Genomic DNA, 23,390 nt, shown 5'->3' with positions numbered 1-23,390 from the left:
CGGAAAACCGGGTCCACTTTTCACTGACGTGGCCCTTCGGGTCGCTGACGCGGCCCTGCGGGTCCGCACGATGCGCTAAGACCACCCGGTTGGGGAGAGGCGTTTTTGCCGCTGGAAAGACATGGACGGCCCTCCCGGAACGGGAGTAGAAGTCGTTCTGAAAAGGGGCAAAAAACCCCGGCTCTCCCTATGAGAGCCCAACAAGACAGGCAGGGCTTCATGCGTAAGGATGTGGTTGTTCTTGGCGCCGGCATCGTCGGTGTGTCGATTGCCGTGCATTTGCAGAAACGCGGCCGTTCCGTTCTCCTGGTGGACAGGCGCAAGCCCGGTGAGGAGACCTCCTTCGGCAATGCGGGCCTGATCCAGCGCGAAGGCGTCTACCCTTACGGCTTCCCGCACGATTTCGGGGCGCTGCTGCGCTATGCCCTGAACAACAACATCGATGCCCATTATCATTGGAGCGCAATCCCGAGGATCGCGCCCTTCCTGCTTCAGTACTGGATGCATTCCCGCCCGGCTCAGCACAAGGCGATTGCGCGAATGTACGCGCCGCTCATCGAGCGCAGCGTCACCGAGCACATGGCATTGGCCGAGGAATCCGGTTCCACGGACCTCATTCGCCCAACAGGTTGGATGAAGGTGTTCCGCGACGAGAAGAGCAGGGACGAGCAGTTCCGGGACGCCGAGAACGTGAAGCGCGATTTCAGCGTGAACTTCGACGCCCTCGACACCAAGGGCGTGGCCGAGCGCGAGCCTCACCTGAAGGTCGAGACCAAGGGCGGCATCCACTGGACGGACCCGGCCTCCGTCTCCGATCCTCATCTGCTGACGATGGGCTATGTCGGCCTGTTCGAGCGCCTTGGCGGCGAACTGGCTGCCGGCGATGCCCGGAGCCTCGAGGAAACCTCGACCGGATGGCGCGTGCAGACCGAGAAGGGGCCGGTCGAGGCCGGCGCCGTGGTCGTGGCGCTCGGCGCCTGGGCCGATGTGGTGACGAAGCAGCTCGGCTATAACCTGCCGCTTGCCGTCAAGCGCGGCTATCACATGCACTACAAGCCCGAGGGCAATGCGGTGTTGAACCGGCCGACCCTCGACTTCGACCGTGGCTACTTCCTGGCTCCGATGTTGAGGGGGGTACGCCTCACCACGGGCGCGGAATTCGCCGTGCGCGATGCGCCCAAGACGCCGGTTCAGCTCGACCGGGCCGAGCCTATTGCGAGGGAGTTCTTCCCGCTCGGCGAGCGCGTCGACCCCGAACCGTGGATGGGGATGCGCCCCTGCACGCCGGACATGATGCCGATCATCGGCAAGGCTCCGCGCCACAAGAACCTGTGGTTCGGCTTCGGCCACGCCCATCACGGCCTGACCCTCGGTCCCGTGACGGGCCGCCTGCTGGCCGAAATGATCACGGGTGAGACCACGATGGTCGATCCGCAGCCCTACCGCGTCGAGCGCTTCTGAGCCTTTCGATCCTGCATTTTCCCGTCATGGCCGGGCCTGTCCCGGCCATCTCGATTTTGAGAAGAACCTGCCCCGTCTCATCGAGATCACCGGCACAAGGCCGGTAATGACGTGGAGGATAGCTTCAGGGCTTTTGCACTCGGAAGCGTTCTAGCCTTTAACCAGCCCGCCAAACCTGTCCTTCCAAGCGGGCTGTGCTTGGGCGAAAGGCAGGGCGGTGGCCTCGTAGACGCCGCGTGCGATGGCACGGGCCAAGCAGTCGCTCGCGAGAGCGCCGATCTCGATGAAGTCCGCCGCCTCGTCCTTCAGGGGCTTCTTGCCTGTCGCGGCGGCAAAGACCGTATCCCCGTCATAAAGGGCATGGGCGAAGCGGAGGCCCTTCGCGTGGCCATCATGGGATATGACAGCCAGCCGCTTGGCCTGGGCCTTGGTCAGCACGGCATCCGTGGCCACGAGCGCGATGGTCGTGGAGACGGGCGGGGCGGCCTCCTGAGCGCGGCCTTTCCAGTTAAGCTTGCGCATCTCGGGCGTGATCCGGCTCGGCAGCCCCAAGCCTCCGAACTCCTGACCTTCCTCATAGGCTCCTGCCCAGAAATGCGGCCCGTCTCCGACCAGGGTGGAAGCCAGGGCGTTGACGATGACCAGAGCGCCGACGGTGTGGCCCGCGCTCGTCACCGCGCTCGCCGAACCGAGGCCTCCCTTCAGATCGACCGTCGTCGCTCCATAGCCGCCGCCCGCCGTGCCGAGAGCGAAGTCGAGACCGGCGGCCTGGGCCGCCTCGTAGCCCAGCTCGCGATAAGGCGGGTAGCGGCCCCATCCCTTGTTGCCGCCGTTGAGGAGATCGAAGGTGATGGCTTGAGGCACCAGGGGAACGAGCGCAGGACCGACGGCAAAGCCGATGCCCTTTTCGCGCAGGAAGGCCTGCACGCCGCCTGCCGCATCAAGGCCGAAGGCCGAGCCGCCTGAGAGGACGATGGCATTGACGCCTGGCACGACCTTGTCCGGCTCCAGCAGGTCCGTGTCGCGCGTTCCAGGGGCTCCGCCGTTGACGGCATAGGAAGCGACAGCAGGCTCGTCGAACAGAACGGCCGTGACCCCGGAGCCGAGTTCCGGGTCATGGGCGTTGCCGACCCGAAGGCCTGCCACATCGGTGATGAGATTGCGCAAAGCTGTCATCCCTTAAGGCAACCGCAAAAGCGCCGGCTTCACAAGCAGGCGAGCCCTGCATCCACCAGCTTTCTCAGGAAGCCGGAAAAGGCTAGAAGGCCTCATGCTCAGCGTTTCCTTTCCTGCCGCGGCCCTCGGCGGCCTCATCAGCTTCTTGAGCCCCTGCGTTCTGCCGTTGGTCCCGCCGTACCTGTCATTTCTCGCAGGCACGACCTTCGATCAGCTGCACGCCGGGGATGATCAGGCCGTGCGCCGCCGTGCGATGCTGGCAGCTTTGCTCTTCGTGGCAGGCTTTGCGACCGTGTTCGTGCTGCTGGGCGCGACCGCTTCGGCCCTGGGCCAGGTGATCCGGCAATACCTCGAAACCTTAAGCACGATCGCAGGCATTGCCATCATTATCATGGGCCTGCATTTCTTGGGCATCTTCCGGCTCCATGTCCTCCACCGGGAGGCGCGCTTCCATGTGGAGAAACCCATCGGCCTTTGGGGTGCCTATGTGATGGGTCTCGCATTCGCCTTCGGTTGGACGCCCTGCATCGGCCCGGTGCTCGCGGCTATCCTGGCGGTGGCGGGATCGGAAGACAGCGTCTCCTACGGCGCCATGCTGCTTGCAGCCTATTCGGCCGGCCTCGGCATTCCCTTCCTGCTTGCAGCCTTCGCCATGAAGCCCTTCGTCGCCCTCATGAAGCGCATGCGCTCCCGCTTCGGCTTGGTTGAGAAGACCATGGGCGTTCTGCTGATCCTGACCGGCATCGCCTTCCTCACGGGCTGGATCACGAACATGTCCTTCTGGCTGCTCGAGACATTCCCGGCTCTCGGCAAGCTCGGATAGGGCACCACAGGAATCGGGTCGTTCTCTCACGTCTGAGGGAGCAAACGTTATGGTCTCGACAGGGAGACCATCCATGACGTTTCAAATTCGCGGCCTTGAAGCCGAAGCCTTCGCCCCTCTTTTCCGGCTCAGCGACAAGGATCTTGAATCCATCGGTGCCCGGCGGGTTTATGCGGACGAGGCCGATGCCTATCCCTGCCGTATCTCGCTGACCCGTGTCCCGGTGGGCGAAGAACTGCTGCTCCTCAACCATGTTCACCAGCCCACGCCCTCGTCGCCCTACCGTGCCAGTGGGCCGATCTTCGTCAGCCGCTCGGCCACCACGGGCCATTATCGCAGCGAGCTTGCTCCCATCCTGAAAGACAGGCTCTTGTCCCTCCGCGCCTATGATGGTGCGGCCCTGATCGTCGATGCTGAGGTAGCCGAGGGTGAGACCGTGATTGAGGTGATCGAGCGCTTCCTGGCCGATCCGCAGGTGGCTCATGTGGATGCGCATTTTGCCCGCCGGGGCTGCTTTGCCGCCCGGATCGAGCGGGCATAGCACGGCCACTGTGAAGGCCGTCAGGGTGTCCACAGGCTGCGGGGGTATCACGAAAAAACCCGCCCTGTTGCCAGGGCGGGTCTGTTCGTTCGGCGAGGCCGATCGATTACATGCCGAGCTCGTTGCCGGAGTAGTCGATCTTGCCGTCGGCGCCCTTCTTCCAGACGTACATGACGTAGTCCGGACGGGTGATGTCGCCCTTCTTGTCGAAGGAGATGTCGCCGATGACAGTCTTGAACGGCTTGCCGGCTTTCATGACGTCGGCAATCTTCTTACCGTCGAAGCTGTTAGCCTGCTTCGCAGCCTCGGCCAGGATCTGGGCCGCAGCGTACGAGTAGAGGGTATAAGCCTCAGGCTCGAAGTTCTTGGCCTTGAACTTGGCCACCACGTCCTTCGCGTTCGGATTCTTGCGCGGATCCGGCGAGAAGGTCATCAGGGTGCCCTCGGCGCCCGGGCCGGCAATCGAGGTGAACTCGGCCGACACGATGCCGTCACCCGACATCATCGGGGCGTTCAGGCCCTGGTCACGCATCTGACGGATGATGAGGCCGGCTTCGGTGTGGAGGCCGCCGAAGTAGACGACGTCAACGCCGGACTGCTTCAGCTTCGACACGAGAGCGGAATAGTCCTTCTCGCCCGGATTGATGCCTTCATAGACGACTTCCTTCAGGCCCTTGCCGTTCATGGCCTTCTGGGTCTCGTCGGCAAGGCCCTTACCGTAAGGGGTCTTGTCGTGAACGATAGCGACCTTCTTGCCTTTGAACTTGTCGGCGAGGTAGCCGCCGGCAACGAGACCCTGCTGGTCGTCGCGACCGCAGGTTCGGAACGTGTTCCAGAGGCCGCGGTCAGTGTACTTTGGGTTCGTGGAGGCCGGGGAGACTTGGACGATGCCGGCTTCCTGGTAGACTTCCGAGGCCGGGATCGAGACGCCGGAGTTGAAGTGGCCGACGACCATCTTCACGCCTTCAGCGGCGAACTTGTTGGCAACGGACACGCCCTGCTTCGGGTCGGAGACGTCGTCGCCGATCACGAGCTGGAGCTTCTGACCATTGATGCCGCCAGCGGCATTGATGTCCTCGACAGCCTGCTCGACGCCGTTCTTCAGCTGAGCGCCGAAAGCCGCGTTCGGGCCGGTGATGGGGCCCGCAACGCCGATCTTGATCTGCGCGCTGGCTGCGCTGGAGAAGGCGAGGCCAAGACCAAGCGCCACGCCGGTCAACAGCATTTTTTTCATGAGGTCACTCCTCTGGGTGGTTTTATAGGCCCCTCTTCCTCGTGGGGCCGGTTTGACGGGGAACCCGTCATCCAAGGTGATATCATGCTGGTTTTTAAGCGGATGTCACCTGGGAATTTTTTGGACCAGAGCATCGGACCCAAAAGTGGTTTCCACTTTTGAGATCAATCCGATGCTCCACCTTTTTAAAGCGGCGCATCGTTTTGTGCGGAAAACCGGGGCTACTTTTCCGCACGATGCGCTAGCCCTTTGTCCCAGAAGCCTTTTCCCGCCAGGAAAACGGGCCGCTCCGCTCGTAGAGCCAGCGGTACTGCGTGGTCATCTGCCGGGCCCGGGTGTACTGGAACCCGAGGGAGCCGATGATCAGCAGCACGATCGTGTCCACCGCATAGTAGTGGATCGAGAGCAGGGTGCCTCCGAACAGCGCGAAGTGGATGAACCGGACCGCAGCGCCCAGGATGAAGAGATACAGGATCAGGTTCCAGTAGGCGCGCCAGGTGATGGCGATGGCCCGGCCGGTCATCCAAGCCCCCCAGCCGCCCATGATCACAGTGATGAGGAGGAAGAGCCAGACCGACGGTTCTTCGTAAAGGATACCCTGCATTAGTGGTGTCCTCCTTCGAGATAGGCCGCACGGACCTGCGGGTTTTCCAAGAGTTCCTTGCCGGTGCCGCTCATGGTGATGTTGCCGGTCACCATCACGTAGCCGCGATGGGCGAGCCTGAGGGCATGGTAGGCGTTCTGCTCCACGAGGAAGACCGTCATGCCGTCCTTCTCGTTCAGCTCTTTGATGATGTGGAAAATCTGCTTCACGATGAGCGGAGCAAGACCCAGCGACGGCTCATCGAGAAGGAGCAGGCGCGGGCGGCTCATGAGCGCGCGGGCGATGGCCAGCATCTGCTGCTCGCCGCCCGAGAGCGTGCCGCCGCGCTGCTGAAGGCGCTCCTTCAGACGCGGGAAGAGGGTGCAAACCCGCTCCAGATCCTGGTTGAAATGGGCCATGCCGTTGATGGCGGCGCCCATCTGCAGGTTCTCGAACACGGTCATGCGCGGGAAGATGCGGCGGCCTTCCGGCGATTGCGCAATGGACAGATGCGCGATCTCGTGGGTTGGCATCTTGGTGATGTCCCGGCCCGCATAGGTGATCGTGCCTTCACGGGCGCGCGGGTTGCCGAAGATCGTCATCATCAGCGTCGACTTACCGGCGCCGTTGGCGCCGATCAGGGTGACGATCTCGCCTTCATGGACATCCATGTCCACGCCCTTGAGAGCGATGATGTTGCCGTAATAGGTCTTCACGCCACGCACGCTGAGAAGCGGCTGACGGGCCGCATGGGCTGCGGTTTGTTGAATGCTTGCTCCAGCGGTCATGCGCCGATCTCCGCTACGACTTGCTGCACTTCTTCTTCATCCGCCACGCCGAGATAGGCGGCGATGACCTTGGGATCGTTGCGCACCTCGGAGGGCGTACCGTCCGAGATCTTCGTGCCGTAATCGAGCACCACCACGTGATCCGAGATCTCCATGACCACGGACATGTCGTGCTCGATCAGGAGGATCGAGGTGCCGTGATCCTTGCGGATCGAGAGCAGCAGGTGGTTCAACTCCAGCGACTCGCGCGGGTTGAGGCCCGCCGCTGGCTCGTCGAGGCAGAGCAGGAGCGGATCCGTGCACATGGCACGGGCGATTTCCAGACGGCGCTGGTCGCCGTAGGGAAGGTCGCCAGCCGGGTCGTCGGCGCGGTCGATGAGGCGGGTCTTCTCGAGCCAGAACTTTGCCTTCTCGATGGCCTCCTTCTCGGCCCTGCGGTAGCCGCCGAGCCCGAGGACGCCGAGGAAGGTGAAGCCCGAGGCGATCATGAGCGGGTTGTGCTGGGCCACCAGCAGGTTCTCGAGCACGGTCATGCCGGAGAACAGGCGGATGTTCTGGAAGGTGCGGGCGACCTTGGCCCTCCAGTTGATGTCGAAGCCCGGAAGCCTCTCCAGCAGCAGGTGCGAACCGTCCGGCTTGCGCAGCGCGATCATGCCTTCAGTCGGCTTGTAGAAGCCGGTGATGCAGTTGAAGACCGTGGTCTTGCCCGCGCCGTTAGGGCCGATGAGCGCAGTGATGTCGCCGCGCCCGGCCTGGAAGGAGAGGTCGTTGACGGCGACGAGGCCGCCGAAGCGCATCGTGAGATGCTGTACGTCGAGGATGGGATCCTGCAGCCAACGCATTAGCCGTGTCCTTCCTTCACGAGCGAGCCGGAAATGGCCTTGCGCTCTTTCAAGATCACCGAGGGTTCACGTTCCGAGATCAGTCCGCGCGGACGCCAGACCATCATCGCCACCATGCCGATGCCGAAGAGCAGCAGGCGGTATTCGTTCGGGTCGAACCCGGCGCCGAACACGGCCTGGAGGAAGGTCAGGTTACGCAGGATCTCGGGGCCGCCGACCAGCACAATGGCAGCAATCGCCACGCCGATCTGGGAGCCCATGCCGCCGAGCACCACGATGGCCAGGATGATCGCCGATTCCAGGAAGTTGAAGCTTTCCGGAGAGACGAAGCCCTGGCGGACCGCGAAGAACGAACCGGCAAAGCCGCCGAACATGGCGCCGAGCGCAAAGGCCGTGAGCTTGGTGTTCGTGGTGTTGATGCCGAGCGAACGGCAGGCGATTTCGTCCTCGCGCAGCGCTTCCCAGGCACGGCCGACCGGCAGCTTGCGAAGGCGCATGGTGACGAAGTTGGTGAGGAGCGCCAGACCGAGGATGAGGTAATAGAGGAAGATACCCCGGTGCATGGTGTGGAACTCGAGCCCGAAGAGGTTCGCGAAACCGCCTTCGTCATTCGTGAACGGAATGCCGAAGAAGGTCGCGCGCGGGATCGACGAGATACCGGCGCCGCCATTCGTCAGGTCCACCCAGTTGATGAGGACGAGGCGGATGATCTCACCGAAGGCGAGGGTCACGATGGCGAGGTAGTCGCCGCGCAGGCGCAGCACCGGGAAGCCCAGGATGATGCCCCACATGGCGGCCAGGATGCCGGCCAGCGGCAGGCAGATCCAGAACGACAGGCCGAACGTGGTCGAGAGCAGGGCATAGGAATAGGCGCCGACCGCGTAGAACGCGACGTAGCCGAGATCGAGCAGGCCTGCGAGGCCCACCACGATGTTGAGACCCCATCCGAGCATCACGTAGGTGAGGATGAGGACGCCAAGGTCGATCCAGTAACGGGACTCGCCCAGGCCGCCCTGGATCATGACGATCAGGAACGGGAAAGCGAGCGCAATCCCCAGGAAGAAGGGGATCGCGAACTTGGAGACATGCTGGAACGCGCTCGGCTCAGCATGGACCGGCTCGGTTGCCTGGTGCGCGCTGGGCGTGGCCTGGCGATAGGCCTTCGTCGCCGTGAAGGCGTGAAGGAAGAGACGCAGGCCGAAGACCAGCGCGCACATGATGGCGACCAGGCCCCAGCGCTGGCTGAGGAACAGATCCGCGCCGCTCTGCTCCGTTCTGTAGGAGAGGATCGGAATCGCAAGTCCTAAGGTGATCAGCGCCGACTTGCCGGAGTCCTTCAGGGCAGCGGCGAGATCGAAGCGGCGGGTGACCGCATCCGTCGGCGCCGTTGTGGTAATGGAAGGAGCGTTCATGCTCGTTGCTCCTTAAACCTTCTCGACCTCAGGCCGTCCGAGAATACCGGAGGGCATGAAGATCAGAACAATGGCGAGGATCGAGAACGCGGCAACGTCCTTGTACTCGATGGAGAAATAAGCGGACCAGAAGGTCTCGATGAGGCCGATGATCAGGCCGCCGAGAACCGCGCCCGGAAGTGAACCGATGCCGCCCAGAACCGCAGCCGTGAAGGCCTTCACGCCCGGCACGAAGCCGTCGTTGAAGCTCACGACGCCGTAATAGAGCAGGTACATGGTGCCTGCGACCGAGGCGAGCGCCGCGCCGATCACGAAGGTGAGCGAGATCGTGCGGTCCACGTTGATGCCGAGCAGCGAGGCCATCTTGCGGTCCTGCTCGCAGGCGCGCTGGGCGCGGCCGAGCGAGGTCTTCTGCACGAGATACCAGAAGATCGTCAGCAGCACGGCGGTCACGGCCATGATGATGATCTGCTTATAGGAAATCGCCACATTGTAGCCGCTCGCACCCTGGAACAGCACGATTACATCCTGCACCATGGGCGGGATCGGCTTGTTGCGCGCCCCTTGCGCCACCTGCACGAAGTTCGCCAGGAAGATCGACACGCCGATGGCGGAGATCAGCGGCGCCAGACGGAACGAGCCGCGCAGGGGCCGATAAGCGATGCGCTCAATGGCCCAGCCCCACAGGGAGGTGAGCACCATCGCGACGATGAGCACGATGAGAAGCGCCAGCGCGATGGATGAGATCCCGAGCCATGTCGTCAGGATCAGGAAGAAGATGAGCGCGATGAATGCGGAAAGCATGAAGACGTCGCCGTGGGCGAAGTTCACCATGCCGATGATACCGAAGACCATCGTGTAACCGATGGCGATGAGGCCGTAGATCGACCCCAGCGTCAGCCCGTTGATGAGCTGCTGCACAAAAATTTCCATGTCCTACCCTTAGCCCTCTGGAAGCGGGTCTTGCTTGGGAAAGGCTCAACAAAGCACGATGTGCGTGCAAGGCCAAGCCGATACGTCAGCTAAGCGGGTCTCTAGCAAACGGTTTTTCGTTCGACAACGTACTGTTATGATTCCTATCGATCTTCTTGATGGAATATTTGGCACGGTCTGGTCGAATTGAGAGCAAGCTTCGAACGGCCGCTTCCAAAGCCCCACAAGGGACCCATATGGACGCCAACGGCCTTGTGCTCCACTCGAAAGAGTGGGAGAGGCTTCCTGGAAGAACATGTTGAAGACTCCCGCTCCTCCCTCATCCGCCGCAACCGGTGCCCCTGGCCTCGACTCCGTCCTCTTCCGTGAGGGCATGAGCCGCGTTGCCGCAGCCGTTCACGTGGTCACCACGGATGGATCGGCCGGAATTGCCGGTTTCACGGCTACCGCCGTCACCCCCGTCACGGACGACCCGGCCTCGCTCCTGGTCTGCGTCAACACGGCCGCCCGTTCGGCGCAGGCGCTCCTGGCCAATCGAGTGTTCTGCGTGAATACCTTGACCGCAGACGATCAGGATCTGGCGAATATCTTTGCAGGCCGCACGGAGCTGCATGGGCCGGACCGCTTCTCGAAGGGAAAGTGGGACAAGCTCGCCACCGGCGCGCCCGCGCTCACCACGAGCCTCGTCTCCTTTGATTGCCGCCTGAGCGATGCCCGCGTCGTCGCCACCCACCACGTGATCATCGGAGAAATCGTGAACATCCGCCTCGGTGAACCGAAGCCGGCGCTGGTCTATCAGGGGCGGCTCTATCACGAGCTTTGAGACCTCAGGGGGCGTGAGCCCGAGGAACCTTCGATCTCGACCTCCCTTAAACGCATATGCTCTCGGAGGTTCGCCCATGCTCAAGCTCATCAGAAATATCGTTCTTCTCCGGCAAGCCTGGAAGTTGCTGAAGCGTCGGCGCTAGCGCATCGTGCGGACCCGAAGGGCCGCGTCAGCGACCCGAAGGGCCACGTCAGTGAAAAGTGGACCCGGTTTTTCGCAGCCAACGATGCGCTGCTCCAGGAAGAGAGCATCGGACCCAAAAGTGCAAATCCACTTTTCTCGTCCGATGCTCTAGGCGTCACGTTCCTCTCGCCGGTCCCGGCGCATAGGGGCTCCAGCCGGTGATCTGCACGAATCCATCCCTAGCCGCGACGACCATATGCTTGCGGTGCTTATGGATCAGGGCTCCCGGCCTGTGGCCGTGCGACTCCTGCCAGCCTGAGGCTTCCCACACATAGACGTAGCGGGAATCGACCTGCGCGAAGGCTTCAATGGAACCGAAGGCGCGGACCGTGCGCAGAATGTCCTCGACGCTTTCCGTCCAGTCGATTGTCCTGTCGGCTTGAGTGATCCGAGGCCAGTAGGTGCCAGGCCCTTGCGGCTTGGCCTCTTCCCAGAGGCGGGGGAGATCCTCCGCCAGCTGGCCTGCAATCTCCTTAGCCGCCATCTGGCATCTGGCGAGCAGCGTATCGTGGGTTTCCTGTGGGCTCAGGGCAAAGTGCTTCTGAGCGAGGATAGGTCCCGTGTCGAAGGCGGGCTCCAGGGCGTGGGCCGTGACGCCCCATTCCGGGACTTCATCGAGAATCGCCTTGAACAGAGGGTAGGGGCCGCGTCCGCTCGGCAGGGGCGAGGGATGGAAGTTGAGGGCATAGGGAACATGCTGCTCCCAGCCCCTGATGAGCCAGGGATAGCCCGCCACCACCAGCACTCGGCAGCCTGACGCTTTCAGCGCGGCAAGATCGGCCGGAGTGATGCGCGTCATCTGGATCGGCAGCCGTAGCGCTCGGGCGCGGGCGACCGTGACGTCATTGAAATCATAGATGCTGTCGCAAGGACGGCTGAACAGCTTCACCGGTTGCCAGCCTTTGGCGATCAGGGTCTCGAACACATCCCCGAGAAAATCGATTCCGGCAAAGGCGAAGCGCATTCTCAGGTTTTCTCCTCGTCGCCGGCTAAGCGCTTACTGAAGGCAAGATCGCGCCTCGGTGCAAGCCGGATTTCTACGTCGCTTCGGTTGGCACGAAAGCGCGCGGCCATTGACTCCATTATGATGGAAGTGCATTCTAACTTCATGGAAGGAACGTCCGGCATTAATGCACATCTCGCCAAGCGTCTGCGCGGATTACGTGCGGAGCGCGGTTTGTCCCTCGACGGATTGGCCGAGCGCACGGGCGTCAGCCGCTCCATGATTTCCCTCATCGAACGTGGCGAAAGCAGCCCCACCGCCGTCGTGCTCGACAAGCTGGCCGCGGGCTTAGGCGTCACGCTCGCTTCCCTGTTCGCGGAGAAAGAGAACGCTGGAGCCTCGCCGCTGGTGCGCCAAGCCGAGCAGCGTGTCTGGCGCGATCCGGACAGCGGGTATGTGCGTTGCAATCTGTCGCCTCCGGGCTTTCCTTCTCCCATTGAACTCGTCGAGGTGTTTCTGCCGGCCGGCGCCCGCGTCGCCTACGACACAGGCCGCCGCTCCGTGGGCGTGAGCCAGCAGATCTGGATCATCGAGGGTGAGATCGAACTGGGGCTCGGCGATGAGGCCTACCAGCTCTTCGCCGGCGACTGCCTGTGCATGGACATCGAGCAGCCGACGATCTTCCGCAACCTGTCCGGTCAACCCGCCCGCTACCTGGTGGCGCTAACCACCGACGCCAAGCCTTCAAATCGTTGAGGAGGTTTCGATGAATGAGACCGTCGCCATACGTGTCCTGTCGCCGAGAGAGGCTGCCGAACAGATCGAAGCCTTGTCCAAGGTTCTGATCGATTGCGTTGAGGGCGGTGCTTCCGTCAGTTTCATGCTGCCGATGACGCAGGACAAGGCGGATGCGTTCTGGAGGGGCATGGCCGACGGTGTGGCCGCGGGTGAGCGTATCCTTCTCGTCGCGGAGGAGGGCGGTGAGATCGTCGGCACCGTGCAGGTGGTTCTCAAACAACCTGAGAACCAGCCGCACCGCGCGGATATTTCCAAGATGCTGGTGCATCGCAAAGCGCGAAAGCGCGGTGTCGGTGCCGCTCTCATGCTTGCGGCCGAAGATGCTGCACGCAAAGTCGGGAAGAGCGTGCTCGTGCTCGATACGGTGACCGGAAGCGATGCGGAGCGCCTGTATACGCGTCTTGGCTGGGAACGCGTGGGCGTCATCCCGAACTATGCTCTTTGGCCGCAGGGCGGGCTGTGCCCGACAACCTACTTCCACAAACAGATCACGCCTGCTTGAACCTTGCGGCGCAAGCCTTCCGGCGTCTTGCGGGAACCGCGGAGTGCGATCAAGATTTAGCCTTGAGCATAGGGCAGGACATCGCCCTCATGATCGGGTGGGTGCCTGCCTCTGGATCTCATGGCTAGAGAGGGAGTTCGCATGGCATCCAAGGATTTCATCCGCCAAATGGAAGGCTACGGGCTGACGACGGCCCAGATACTCTATCGGATGCCGGATCATCCTACGTTCCTGCAAACCTATATCTGGCAGGATTACGACCTGGCTCCCCGTTTCCCGGTGCTCATCGATTTTCTGGAGTTCTGGAAACGGGAATTGGCGGGGCCGCTTCATTCCGTCACCATTACCCATTCTCGGTTGATCCGGCCTGCCGAGTTCCGGGCCGTCTCAGGGGAGATCAACATTCATTGAGAATGAGAAATCTTGGATGAGCCTTGGCCCGGGGGCTCAACTCGGCTAGCGCATCGTGCGGAGCCGGACGTCCGCATCAGCGACCCGAAGGACCACATCAATGAAAAGGGGACCCGGTTTTCCGCGTCTAACGATGCGCTATCCTCGGAGATAGGCATCGGATGGGTCCCAAAAGTGCATTCCACTTTTGGGTCCGATGCTATAGAGAGGCTCGTCGCCTCGAACTGGCCAGGGCTCTTTGTTTTCCAACGCTCGCACATCGCAGATCCTGCTCGCCCTTGCCTCCCAGCCAGGCGAGCGCCTGACCGTGCGCGACATCATGGCCGTGCTGCAGGACAGGGCCTTCGCGCTCCTCATCGTGCTGCTCGGTCTGCCGAACTGCCTGCCCATGCCGCCGCCGATTCCGCTCGTCTGCGGCCTGCTTCTGGGGCTGGTTGCCATCCAGATCGTTTTTGGCCGCGAAGCTCCCTGGCTGCCGGGTCAGCTCATGAACCGCTCCCTCGCCCGCACCGATGTGGAGCGGGCTGTTGGGCGGGCGATGCCCGCTTTCCGCAAGCTGGAGCGCTTCTCACGTCCGCGCATGACTTTCCTCGATACGCCCGTTGCCATGCGGCTCATGGGCGCAATCATCCTGGTGATGGCTTTGGGCCTCCTTTTTGCGCCGCCCTTCGTGGGGCAGATCCCCTTAGGCTTGGCCGTGTGCCTCGTCGGCCTCGGGCTCGTGGAGCGGGACGGCCTCGTGATCATCGGAGGGCTGGTCATCGGGTCCGTCGGCATGGTGCTCAGCCTCGGCTTCGTCTACGCAATCGTCACCGGTCTGGAAACCATCTTCTAGAGCATCGTTGGCTGCGAAAAACCGGGTCCACTTTTCACTGACGTGGCCCTTCGGGTCGCTGACGCGGCCCTTCGGGTCCGCACGATACGCCGGTGCTCAAGAAGCGAATGCCCGGCACTGAGCCGGGCACGATTGCTTTGAACGCGATGCGATTAGATCTTAGTCGTTGTCCTCGTCGAATTCCGGAGCCGATTTCAGCTGGTCCACCGGCATGGTCAGCATGAGCCGCATGTTCTCAGACATGTTGGCGTTGGATGAGCCGGCATTCTGGTTCGAGCCTTGGACGGAGCCTGTCGTTTCCGCATCGGCGGTCATCCGAAACGCGCTCATGGGCAGAGCGACAGTCCGGTCACCCAGGCCTTCTTCGACCTCGATCACGATAGCAGCCACCTGGCCATTGCGGTCGAGCACCACATCCTCGACATCGCCGATATCGTCGTTGTCGGGGCCGACCACATCCTGATCCATCAGATCCGACAGCAGCATGGAGCCCGGGCTCAGCTGGGCCATGAATTCCGAAGAATTCGAAGCCGGGGCGGCCTGATCGGCGGCCGGGGGCGAGGACTGGGCGAGAGCGCTCGTCGCGAGCAAGGTCGAACCGAGCAGGCCAGCCATGAGTAGCGTCTTCATCAGTTTCTCCTCCAATCACGTATTCAGCCAGGGTGTAACGCGACGGGAGGGGCTTGGTTCTGGCGCCAAGCTCAGATCAGGCGCAGGCCTTTCAGGCTCGCATGGCCCTCGCGGCTGACGATGATGTGGTCGTGGACGGTGATGCCTAGGGGCTTTGCCACATCGATGATCTCGCGGGTCATCTTGATGTCGGCGGAGGAGGGCGTGGGATCCCCTGATGGATGGTTGTGGACGAGGATCAGGGCGGAGGCCGAGAGTTCGAGCGCCCGCTTCACCACCTCGCGTGGATAGACCGGCGTGTGATCGACGGTGCCGGATTGCTGGACCTCGTCGGCAATCAGCGCATTACGCTTGTCGAGAAAGAGCAGGCGGAACTGCTCCTTGTCCATGAAGGCCATAGCCGTGCGGCAATAATCGAGCACCGAGGTCCATGAGGACAGGACCGGCCGCTTCGCCACTTCACCTTTGGCAAGACGCCGGGCGGATGCCTCTACGATCTTGAGATCGGTAACCACTCTTTCGCTGACGCCGTCCACCTCCATAAGCCGGGCAGGGGAAGCCGCCAGCACCTCGGCGAAGGTGCCGAAGCGCTTGATCAACTCCTTCGCCATCGGCTTTACGTCCCGGCGCGGGATGGAGCGGAAGAGCACCAGTTCCAGAAGCTCGTAATCTGGCAGCGCATCACCACCCACTTCCATGAAGCGGGTGCGCAGGCGATCACGGTGGCCGTGATAATGAGGAGTCTCGTCGCCGCTCATGCGTGCCTGGAATCTTCGCTCTCGGATAATGGAACGAAGAATCTTTAGCTCAGCTGTCGCGAGATACAAAGTTGCTTTCTGGTCAGCCCAGATTGTAGGGCGGCTTATCCAGACCTTTGGGCGAGTAGGTGAAGACCTCGACGCCCGTCTCCGTCACGCCCACCATGTGCTCGAACTGAGCCGAAAGCGACCGGTCGCGGGTCACGGCGGTCCAGCCGTCGGAGAGCACCTTCACCTGGGCCCGGCCCAAATTGATCATGGGCTCGATGGTGAAGAACATGCCGGGCTTCAGTTCGACGTTATAGGCCGGCTCCACATAGTGGAGGATCGTCGGAGAATCGTGAAAGGTCCGGCCGATGCCGTGGCCGCAGAAATCCCGCACCACGGAGCAGCGCTCGGCCTCGGCGTAGGCCTGGATGGCCGCGCCGATGTCGTTGGTGGTGGCGCCCGGCTTCACGGCGGCAATTCCGCGCAACAGGCACTCATAGGTGATCTCGCAGAGCCGCTGAGCGCGACGGGGGACCTCGCCGACGTAGTACATGCGGCTCGAATCGCCGTGCCAGCCGTCCAGGATCAGGGTCACGTCGACATTCATGATGTCGCCGTCCCGCAGCGGCTTGTCGTTGGGGATACCGTGACAGACGACGTGGTTGATCGAGGTGCAGATCGTCTTGGTGTAGCCGCGATAGTGCAGGCAGGCCGGATAAGCGCCATTGTCGCGGATGAACTCGAAGGCGAGCCGGTCCAGATATTCCGTTGTGACGCCGGGCTTTACGTGCTCGGTGAGCATGTCCAGGCACTCGGCCACCATGCGCCCGGCACGCCGCATCCCCTCGAAATCCTCGGGGCCATGCAGCGGGATATCGGCTGAGCGCTTGCGCTCGACAACGTCGGTCTCGGTCATTCTCGGTCCTTGCGTTCAAGCCCGAATGTAAGGATCATCTTGCCTGGCGCAAGCAAGGACCCTGCTTCGATGGGTTGCGAATAAGCCTCAGGGGTGTCATGAGCAACCCTGTTCATCCGGTTTGGTGGCTTTGGATACTCCCGTAATGAATGACCCGCGTCCCTTCGGGACCTTTGCGCCTACAGGCATCACCCGTTGGGTGATCGATCGCACGCGCGGTCTGCCTGGCAGCTGGATGGGTCGCCGCATCGCCATGATCATGCGCCGGGTGGTCATGAAATCCCTGAAAGGTCAGCCCCTTGACCTGGAGACGTTCGGGGTCCGGATGCGGATCGTTCCTTACAAGAACGTCTGCGAACGGCGCATTCTTTTTACGCCTCAGTACTTTGATCTCGACGAGATCAAGCTCATCGCTGCCCGCAACAAGGGCGATTTCATCTTCATCGATGTGGGCTCGAATGTCGGCTGGTACTCGCTCCTGGTGGCGCGCAAGGTCTGCGCGTCCTCCCGGATCCTGGCGGTCGAGCCCCAGCCGGAGATCTTCGATCGGCTGATCCACAACATTCGCCTGAACCCATTCGGCACGATCAAAGCGGTGGATTGCGCCGTCGCAGACAAGACGGGCGAGCTCACTCTGTTCCTCGATCCCCTGAACAAGGGCGAAGCGAGCCTCAAGATCGTGAATTCGAGCCAGACCGACACGATTCGGGTGCCTGCCGTGACCCTGCTCGAACTGGTGAACCGGGAGGGATTTTCCCATCTGGATGCGGTCAAACTCGATGTGGAGGGGGCCGAGGATCTCATTCTCGACCCGTTCTTCAGGGAGGCGCCTGCCTCTCTCTACCCGTCGGTCTTCATCATCCCCGACGTTGCCGACCGGTGGCAGGTGGATGTGCGCAAGCTCCTGGAGGGGAAGGGCTACCGCCAGACCCTCCAGACCCGGATGAACCTCGTTTTCGAGCGGGCGTAAGGAGGCTGGTCCTCCACTGTCATGCCCGCGAGGGCGGGAAGGTGGATTCACGCCTGAAATGGTGCTCCATCGTCATCCCGTCCCGGACTTGATCCGGGGATCAGTCCCCGGGGATCCACGCCTTCGGCCCGCTGTGCTTCCCAAAGACGTGGATGGCCGGAACGAAGCCGGCCATGACGGCGGAGGGTGGGGCTCCGTCATGGCCGAAGCCCATTGACCCTGCACCCCCTGTTGCATGTTATCTCGCCCTTGGAGCCGGACACATCCGGCTCCGGGGCTTCATAACCCCTCCCAAAGCGGCCTGTGTGTCAGCCGCAAATGACGCCTTCCCAACCTTACGGTCGGGGAGGCGGTGACGCATGTCCAGGGCGAAAGCCTAAAGGTCATCGCGGTCGTCTTTGGGCGGCTTATGAACTCCCCGACCACCAGCAGTGCTGGTGGTCACTTCACCTCAAGGGAGTTGCTGCGATAGACCAGCCTTATTCGTTCTGGGCCGACCTGCTCAACAAGTTCCACACCGCACCGGAGCTCATCCAGGCGCTCTGGCTGATTGTCATGCCCGCGACCTTGCTCGGCCTCACCTGGCTCGTGATGCGGGGCTTGACCCAGCTCGTCCCAATGCTCTCGCGTCGCTCCTGGCACGGGCAACTGATCTACGGCGTGTACCAGGACGGACGCGGCCGCTGGATGATCTACAGGCATGACCGCCAGCCGCAGGAGATCGACTGGACCAATCCGCCCCCGTCATGGCCGGGCTTGACCCGGCCATCCACGCGTTCGACCTGTGGCGGTTCTCGAGGCGTGGATCCCCGGCACAAGGCCGGGGATGACGGGGAGGGGCCGGGGATGACAGGCGAGGGTTATCGCGGTGTGATGATCTCCACCTGCCGGTCGATGGCGACCTCCTCCGGCGTGATCCGACAGACATAGGCGTAGGACTCCACCCCCGAGCCAAGGGCATGGCGGAAGGCCTTGTCGTAGGCCGGGTCGATGTCACGCGCCACGTCGAAGCGGTTCGCATCCATCTGGATCACATAGACGAGGGCGGCACGGGCTCCGGAGGCAGCCATGTCGGCGAGTTCATAGAGATGCTTGGCGCTGCGGGCCGCCACGCAATCGGGGAATTCGGCAAAGCCCGCCTCGCGCATCAGGTGGCAGTTCTTGACCTCAAGGTAGCAGGGCGGCTCTCCGTCCTTTTCCAACAGAAAATCGACCCGGCTGTTCCTGCCGTATTTCACCTCGGGGCGGACACGGTCGTAGCGGGCGAAGGGGGCAAGCCGCCCTTCGCGCAGGGCCTCGGCGACGAGGAGATTGGGGCGGGAGGTGTTGATGCCGATGAGCTGCAAGGGGCCGCCGCCGGCCGCTACCTCCACGAATTCCCAATTGTACTTGAGCTTGCGGGCAGGGTTCGAGGCCCGGGAGAGAAACACCCGGCTGCCGGGCTCCTTCAGGCCCATCATGGCGCCCGGGTTGGCGCAATGGGCCGTCACGATCTCACCGGAGGCAAGCTCCACATCGGCCAGAAATCGCTTGTAACGCTCGATGAGCCGACCTTGGAGAAGGGTTTCCTGAAAACGCATTCAATCCATCACTTGAGAAGAAAGGTTTTCCCGTAGCAGGAGAGAAGCATTGCCTTCAACTGAACCCTTGCTTGAGAATTGCCGTTTCTGAGGCTAGAGCATCGGACCCAAAAGTGGCTTCCACTTTTGGGTCCGATGCTCCATTTTTCAGGCAGCGCATCGTTGAAAGCGGAAAACCGGGTCCACTTTTCCGCACGATGCGCTAGAGCCCCTCAAAAGGGATCGATGCGCATGGCCGTCTCCGTCACAGCCGCCCTTCTCATCATCGGCGATGAGATCCTCACGGGCCGCACCAAGGATAAGAATATCGGCTACATTGCCGAGTATCTCACCGGCATCGGCATCGACCTGCGCGAGGTGCGCGTCGTTCCGGACGTGGAGGAGGAGATCGTCTCCGCCGTCAACGCCCTGCGCAGCCGCTACACCTATCTCTTCACGACGGGCGGCATTGGCCCGACCCATGACGACATCACGGCCGATTGCGTCGCGAAGGCCTTCGGCGTCGGCATCGGCCATGATCCGCGCGCCGTCGCCATGCTGCGGGAGCGCTACCAGCCGCACGAGCTGAACGAGGCACGCTTGCGCATGGCGCGCATCCCCGACGGGGCCGATCTGATCGAGAACCCGATTTCCAAGGCGCCAGGTTTCAGGATCGGCAATGTCTTCGTGATGGCAGGGGTGCCCTCGATCATGCAGGCCATGCTCGACAACATCGCGTCGACACTCCAGACCGGCGCTCGCATGGTCATCGAGACTATCGAAGCCGAGGGACTTGCCGAGGGCATCTATGCCGAGGGCTTGAGCGAAATTGCCGCCGCGCATCCGGGCGTTTCCATCGGCTCTTACCCGTCGTTTTCCACGAGCGGCTTTCACAACCAGATCGTCGTACGAGGCAAGGACTCTGCCGAAGTCACCAAAGCCGCCACCGCTATTCATGTTTTGCTAGGCCGCCTGAAGGGCGACCAAGCCCCCCTTTAATGCGTTCTCACTCCTCACAGCACCATACGAGCAAGACGATGTCTCCCACCTCTCCGAAAGCCTTCCCCGTCTCCTGGGATCAATTCCACCGCGATTGCCGCGCGCTCGCTTGGCGTCTCGCCGCGGCTGGTCCTTTCGAGGCGATCATCTGCATCACCCGCGGCGGCCTCGTGCCCGCGGCCATCGTGGCCCGCGAGCTCGATCTGCGCCTCATCGAAAGCGTCTGCATCGCGAGCTATCACGACTACAAGAACCAAGGCGAGCTGAAGGTGCTGAAAGACATCGCGCCTTCCATCAAGGCCATTGGTGACGGCCAGGGCAAGGGCGTGCTCGTCATTGACGACCTCACCGATACCGGCAAAACCGCCAAGATTGTGCGCGACATGCTGCCGAACGCGCATTTTGCCGCCGTCTATGCCAAGCCCGCAGGACGCCCGCTGATCGATACCTTTGTCACGGAAGTGAGCCAGGATACCTGGATCTACTTCCCCTGGGATATGGGCCTCGCCTATCAGGCTCCGATCCGCGAAGGTTCGGCAGGCTAACAACCCTTAAGGAGCGCCCGTGGCAGAGTTCGATATCGCGCGGACGCGCAAGAGTCTGTTCGGTGCGCTCCTTGATGCCCGTGACCGGTTCGGGAAGAACAAGGTTGCCCTGGAGGATCTCGAGCGACAGCCCATCACCTTCGGGCGGCTCGTTTTGGGGGCGCTGGTTTTGGGGCGGAGGCTTGCGGGCCTCACCAAGGAACGTGAAACCGTCGGCGTGCTTCTGCCGAACGTTCAAGCCATCGTGGTAACCCTGTTTGGCCTGAATGCCTTTGGGCGTATTCCGGCTTTCCTGAACTTCACGGCCGGCATCAAGAACCTCAAGGCAGCCTGCGAGATCGCCGGGATCAAGACCATCGTCACCTCCCGCCGTTTCGTGGAGCAGGGAAAGCTCGAGGAGATCGTAGCGACCCTGGGCGAGGGGCGGCAGATTCTCTGGCTTGAGGATGTGCGCGGAACGCTGACGAGCGTCGACAAGCTCCGGGGCGTTCTCGATTCCTGGATGGCACGCCGCGTTCACGCTCAAGCAGAAGTCGACCCGGACGATCCGGCCGCGGTGCTGTTCACGTCAGGCGCGGAAGGCACGCCCAAGGGGGTGGTGCTGTCGAACGCCAATCTGGTCGCCAACGCCTATCAGGTCAAAGCTCTGGCCGGCGACATCCTGACGCCGGACGATGTATTCTTCGATCCCTTGCCGATCTTTCATTCCTTCGGCCTGACGGCGGGGCTTCTGACAGCCGTTCTCAACGGCATGAAGTCCGTGCTCTATCCGAGCCCTCTTCATTACCGGCAGATCCCGAAGCTCATCGCCGGCACACGCGCAACCTTCATGCTGGGAACGGACACGTTTCTCCAAGGCTATGCCCGTGCCGCGGGCGAGAACGATCTTGCCAGCGTGCGCTACGTCATTGCCGGGGCCGAGCGGATCAAGGACGAGACACGCACACTCTGGGCCAAGCACGGCGCCGTCATTCTCGAGGGCTATGGCGCGACCGAATGCTCGCCGGTCATCAGCGTTAGCCTGCCCGATCATAATCGCCCGGGATCGGTAGGGCCGTTCCTGCCCGGCATCGAATGGCGCCTCGATCCCGTCGAGGGTATCCATGAGGGCGGCCGCCTGCATGTGCGCGGTCCTAATGTCATGAAGGGCTATCTCGATCCCGAGAGGCCGGGAGATGTCATTCCGCCTCCCGGCGGCTGGCACGACACGGGCGACATCGTGACCGTGGATGATGGCATCGTTACCATTCGGGGCCGGGCAAAGCGCTTTGCGAAGATCGGCGGTGAGATGGTGTCTTTCGCCGCGATCGAGACGATGATCCAAGGTCTCTGGCCCGACTTCAATCATGTGGTCGTTGCTCTGCCTGATCCCCGCAAGGGTGAGCAACTCGTGCTCGTCACCGACAAGCCTGAGGCCGATCGCGATGGGCTTCTGGCACATGCCCGGGAAGAGGGATTCCCGGAATTGTGGGTGCCGAAGTCCATTCTCGTCTCGGGCATTCCGGTGTTGGGCTCAGGCAAGGTCGATTATGCCGCCACCGTGGAGATGGCGCGGCGCCTCCAGGCCATGCTTTAGCCACGGGCCGCTCTAGGACCCGTCTCCCATCGGTCGGTAACAAAGCTGAGTTTGCCGCGTTGTCCTGCAATTGGTCCGCCTTGTGGTGGGCGGTGTAGAGACGATGGATGCCGTTATGAAAAGGATAGCTCTCGTCCTCGCGTGCTTGGCCTGTGGCTCCGGTGCGCAGGCCCAGCAACGTCTCTCGACACCGAATCTCACTTGCGGCCAAGCCCAGCGGATCATCTTTTCAAGAGGGGCCGCCGTCCTGGGCACTGGCGGGTACACCTATGATCGCTTCGTGCGCGACCGTAGGTTCTGCGAATTCAACGAGTATCTCGATCCTGCTTTCGTGCCGACCAGGGATACCCCTCAATGTCCCATTGGCTATCGCTGCCGCAGTGGTCCTCCGGACTTCTTTGATGATTGAGCCTGGAGCTGCCGGGGTAAGCGCGCCCTGCCGTGGGGAGGCATCCTTCGGCTATGGGAAGGCTTCGGAGCTGTTGAGATTATGTCACACTTCCCAGGAAACACCTGAGCCCAATCGAATTTTGCCTGTTTTTTGTGCAATAAGTCCTTTGGAAGAGCAGATCTGGCGCTCAGAGAGATTGCCTGAATCGGGCGCCTCAGTATTGTCACGGTTGCACATGGGGCCTGGACTCAGGCTTTAAGATTTTTGGAGATACACCATGAAGCTCGTTAAGAGCCTTCTGCTCGGATCGGTTGCGGGTCTCGCCGCCGTTGCCGGCGCTCAGGCCGCTGATCTTCCCGTGGCCAAGGCTGCGCCAGTCGAATACGTCCGCGTCTGCTCCACCTACGGCGCAGGCTTCTTCTACATCCCCGGCACGGAAACCTGCCTCCGCGTCGGCGGCCGTGTCCGTGCCGAACTGCTCTACGTTGAGCCGGAAACCCGCGATGACGACGCGATCGGCTTCCGCGCTCGTGGCCGCATCCAGCTCGACGCCCGTACCGCCACGGCCTACGGCCTGCTGCGCACGTTCGTCCGCTTCGAGATGACCCGCGACACCGGCGCGTACGGCTTCTCGTCCACCTCGGCCAACGTCGACCAGGCCTTCATCCAGTTCGGCGGCCTGACCGCTGGTCGCGCCCTGTCGTTCTTCGACAACGGCGACCTGCCGACCGAGCACTTCGGCACGCTCCGCTTCTCGGACGCTCCGA

26 protein-coding genes and 1 pseudogene are annotated in these 23,390 nt (G+C 62.3%); 15 read left to right on the top strand and 12 right to left on the bottom strand.

Translation table 11 applies throughout. The features are described 5' to 3' along the window. Positions 1–219: 219 nt before the first annotated feature. Positions 220–1,461 carry an NAD(P)/FAD-dependent oxidoreductase gene (locus tag AA309_RS22320; protein ID WP_047191237.1) on the top strand — a complete coding sequence of 414 codons (1,242 nt, stop codon included), beginning with the start codon at positions 220–222 and terminating at the stop codon, positions 1,459–1,461. Positions 1,462–1,611: 150 nt separating this feature from the next. On the opposite strand, the gene AA309_RS22315 is transcribed toward AA309_RS22320, so the two are convergent. Continuing rightward, positions 1,612–2,628, bottom strand: coding sequence for a P1 family peptidase (locus tag AA309_RS22315; RefSeq protein WP_047191250.1), 1,017 nt, complete (start codon positions 2,626–2,628; stop codon positions 1,612–1,614). A gap of 103 nt (positions 2,629–2,731) precedes the next feature. Between AA309_RS22315 and AA309_RS22310 the strand changes: the two genes are divergently transcribed. Beyond that, positions 2,732–3,460, top strand: coding sequence for a cytochrome c biogenesis CcdA family protein (locus AA309_RS22310; protein WP_047191236.1), 729 nt, complete (start codon positions 2,732–2,734; stop codon positions 3,458–3,460). A 73-nt stretch (positions 3,461–3,533) separates the two neighbouring features. Beyond that, positions 3,534–4,001: a DUF1203 domain-containing protein gene (locus tag AA309_RS22305; RefSeq protein WP_047191235.1), complete on the top strand. Its 468-nt coding sequence runs from the start codon at positions 3,534–3,536 to the stop codon at positions 3,999–4,001. 106 nt (positions 4,002–4,107) lie between these two features. Here the strand turns inward: AA309_RS22305 and AA309_RS22300 are convergent, their stop codons facing one another. The 6 genes and pseudogenes from AA309_RS22300 to AA309_RS22275 all read right to left on the bottom strand — a co-directional run bounded on the left by AA309_RS22300 (position 4,108) and on the right by AA309_RS22275 (position 9,793). Then, entirely contained in the window at positions 4,108–5,235 is a 1,128-nt protein-coding gene (locus AA309_RS22300) for a branched-chain amino acid ABC transporter substrate-binding protein (protein ID WP_047191234.1), read from the bottom strand. Positions 5,236–5,476: 241 nt separating this feature from the next. Then, positions 5,477–5,839 (bottom strand): DUF6867 family protein, encoded by a 363-nt coding sequence (locus AA309_RS22295; protein ID WP_047191233.1) that lies wholly within the window; start codon positions 5,837–5,839, stop codon positions 5,477–5,479. Continuing rightward, entirely contained in the window at positions 5,839–6,606 is a 768-nt protein-coding gene (locus AA309_RS22290; protein WP_047191232.1) for an ABC transporter ATP-binding protein, read from the bottom strand. The genes AA309_RS22295 and AA309_RS22290 overlap by 1 nt, the downstream gene beginning before the upstream one ends. 32 nt (positions 6,607–6,638) lie before the next feature. Then, a pseudogene (locus AA309_RS22285) lies at positions 6,639–7,448 on the bottom strand (ABC transporter ATP-binding protein); the annotation flags it as partial. Next, the gene (gene livM, locus AA309_RS22280) at positions 7,448–8,860 is read right to left on the bottom strand and encodes a high-affinity branched-chain amino acid ABC transporter permease LivM (RefSeq protein WP_047191230.1); all 1,413 of its coding nucleotides are present in this window, start codon (positions 8,858–8,860) and stop codon (positions 7,448–7,450) included. The gene livM and the pseudogene AA309_RS22285, both read right to left, overlap by 1 nt. Positions 8,861–8,872: 12 nt before the next feature. Further along, positions 8,873–9,793 carry a branched-chain amino acid ABC transporter permease gene (locus AA309_RS22275; protein ID WP_047191229.1) on the bottom strand — a complete coding sequence of 307 codons (921 nt, stop codon included), beginning with the start codon at positions 9,791–9,793 and terminating at the stop codon, positions 8,873–8,875. 295 nt (positions 9,794–10,088) lie between these two features. Between AA309_RS22275 and AA309_RS22270 the strand changes: the two genes are divergently transcribed. After that, positions 10,089–10,616 (top strand): flavin reductase family protein, encoded by a 528-nt coding sequence (locus tag AA309_RS22270; RefSeq protein ID WP_047191228.1) that lies wholly within the window; start codon positions 10,089–10,091, stop codon positions 10,614–10,616. A gap of 301 nt (positions 10,617–10,917) precedes the next feature. Here AA309_RS22270 and AA309_RS22265 read toward each other — a convergent pair whose 3' ends face one another. Next, positions 10,918–11,766 (bottom strand): methionyl-tRNA formyltransferase, encoded by an 849-nt coding sequence (locus tag AA309_RS22265; RefSeq protein ID WP_047191227.1) that lies wholly within the window; start codon positions 11,764–11,766, stop codon positions 10,918–10,920. Between the two features lie 120 nt (positions 11,767–11,886). Here AA309_RS22265 and AA309_RS22260 point away from each other — a divergent pair, with 120 nt between their 5' ends. The 4 genes from AA309_RS22260 (at position 11,887) to AA309_RS22245 (ending at position 14,291) form a co-directional block, all read left to right on the top strand. Beyond that, on the top strand, positions 11,887–12,501 hold the full coding sequence (locus AA309_RS22260; protein WP_047191226.1) for a helix-turn-helix domain-containing protein: 615 nt from the start codon (positions 11,887–11,889) through the stop codon (positions 12,499–12,501). 10 nt (positions 12,502–12,511) lie between these two features. Further along, on the top strand, positions 12,512–13,045 hold the full coding sequence (locus AA309_RS22255; protein WP_047191225.1) for a GNAT family N-acetyltransferase: 534 nt from the start codon (positions 12,512–12,514) through the stop codon (positions 13,043–13,045). A gap of 141 nt (positions 13,046–13,186) precedes the next feature. Then, positions 13,187–13,456, top strand: a complete 270-nt coding sequence (locus AA309_RS22250; protein ID WP_047191224.1) for an usg protein — start codon at positions 13,187–13,189, stop codon at positions 13,454–13,456. A gap of 238 nt (positions 13,457–13,694) precedes the next feature. After that, positions 13,695–14,291, top strand: coding sequence for an exopolysaccharide biosynthesis protein (locus AA309_RS22245; protein WP_047191223.1), 597 nt, complete (start codon positions 13,695–13,697; stop codon positions 14,289–14,291). 159 nt (positions 14,292–14,450) lie between these two features. Here AA309_RS22245 and AA309_RS32385 read toward each other — a convergent pair whose 3' ends face one another. From AA309_RS32385 to map, 3 genes are all read right to left on the bottom strand, one after another. Continuing rightward, positions 14,451–14,921: a PRC-barrel domain-containing protein gene (locus tag AA309_RS32385; RefSeq protein WP_052954927.1), complete on the bottom strand. Its 471-nt coding sequence runs from the start codon at positions 14,919–14,921 to the stop codon at positions 14,451–14,453. A gap of 71 nt (positions 14,922–14,992) precedes the next feature. Further along, positions 14,993–15,679, bottom strand: coding sequence for a RadC family protein (gene radC / locus AA309_RS22235; RefSeq protein WP_150117687.1), 687 nt, complete (start codon positions 15,677–15,679; stop codon positions 14,993–14,995). An 82-nt stretch (positions 15,680–15,761) separates the two neighbouring features. Continuing rightward, on the bottom strand, positions 15,762–16,583 hold the full coding sequence (gene map, locus AA309_RS22230; protein WP_047191222.1) for a type I methionyl aminopeptidase: 822 nt from the start codon (positions 16,581–16,583) through the stop codon (positions 15,762–15,764). Positions 16,584–16,728: 145 nt separating this feature from the next. Here map and AA309_RS22225 point away from each other — a divergent pair, with 145 nt between their 5' ends. Continuing rightward, positions 16,729–17,553 carry an FkbM family methyltransferase gene (locus tag AA309_RS22225; RefSeq protein WP_047191221.1) on the top strand — a complete coding sequence of 275 codons (825 nt, stop codon included), beginning with the start codon at positions 16,729–16,731 and terminating at the stop codon, positions 17,551–17,553. Positions 17,554–17,871: 318 nt separating this feature from the next. Continuing rightward, a complete protein-coding gene (locus tag AA309_RS36705) occupies positions 17,872–18,483 on the top strand; it encodes a hypothetical protein (protein ID WP_244470447.1) in 612 nt (203 codons plus the stop codon). Here the strand turns inward: AA309_RS36705 and sfsA are convergent. Beyond that, positions 18,414–19,133 carry a DNA/RNA nuclease SfsA gene (gene sfsA / locus AA309_RS22220; protein ID WP_047191220.1) on the bottom strand — a complete coding sequence of 240 codons (720 nt, stop codon included), beginning with the start codon at positions 19,131–19,133 and terminating at the stop codon, positions 18,414–18,416. The two genes, AA309_RS36705 and sfsA, sit on opposite strands and share 70 nt — an antisense overlap. 225 nt (positions 19,134–19,358) lie before the next feature. Between sfsA and AA309_RS22215 the strand changes: the two genes are divergently transcribed. The 5 genes from AA309_RS22215 to AA309_RS22195 all read left to right on the top strand — a co-directional run. Next, a complete protein-coding gene (locus AA309_RS22215) occupies positions 19,359–20,111 on the top strand; it encodes a competence/damage-inducible protein A (protein WP_047191219.1) in 753 nt (250 codons plus the stop codon). A gap of 38 nt (positions 20,112–20,149) precedes the next feature. Continuing rightward, positions 20,150–20,656, top strand: coding sequence for a xanthine phosphoribosyltransferase (gene gpt / locus AA309_RS22210; protein ID WP_047191218.1), 507 nt, complete (start codon positions 20,150–20,152; stop codon positions 20,654–20,656). A 19-nt stretch (positions 20,657–20,675) separates the two neighbouring features. Continuing rightward, positions 20,676–22,232: an AMP-binding protein gene (locus AA309_RS22205; protein WP_052954926.1), complete on the top strand. Its 1,557-nt coding sequence runs from the start codon at positions 20,676–20,678 to the stop codon at positions 22,230–22,232. A gap of 115 nt (positions 22,233–22,347) precedes the next feature. Next, positions 22,348–22,641, top strand: a complete 294-nt coding sequence (locus tag AA309_RS22200; RefSeq protein ID WP_084731510.1) for a hypothetical protein — start codon at positions 22,348–22,350, stop codon at positions 22,639–22,641. Between the two features lie 259 nt (positions 22,642–22,900). Further along, a partial coding sequence (locus tag AA309_RS22195; RefSeq protein WP_047191216.1) for a porin occupies positions 22,901–23,390 on the top strand: 490 nt, incomplete at its 3' end.

The organism is Microvirga vignae, assembly GCF_001017175.1.
In the GTDB taxonomy this organism is placed as follows: Bacteria; Pseudomonadota; Alphaproteobacteria; order Rhizobiales; family Beijerinckiaceae; genus Microvirga; species Microvirga vignae.
This window is presented reverse-complemented; position numbering and strand designations above follow the sequence as displayed.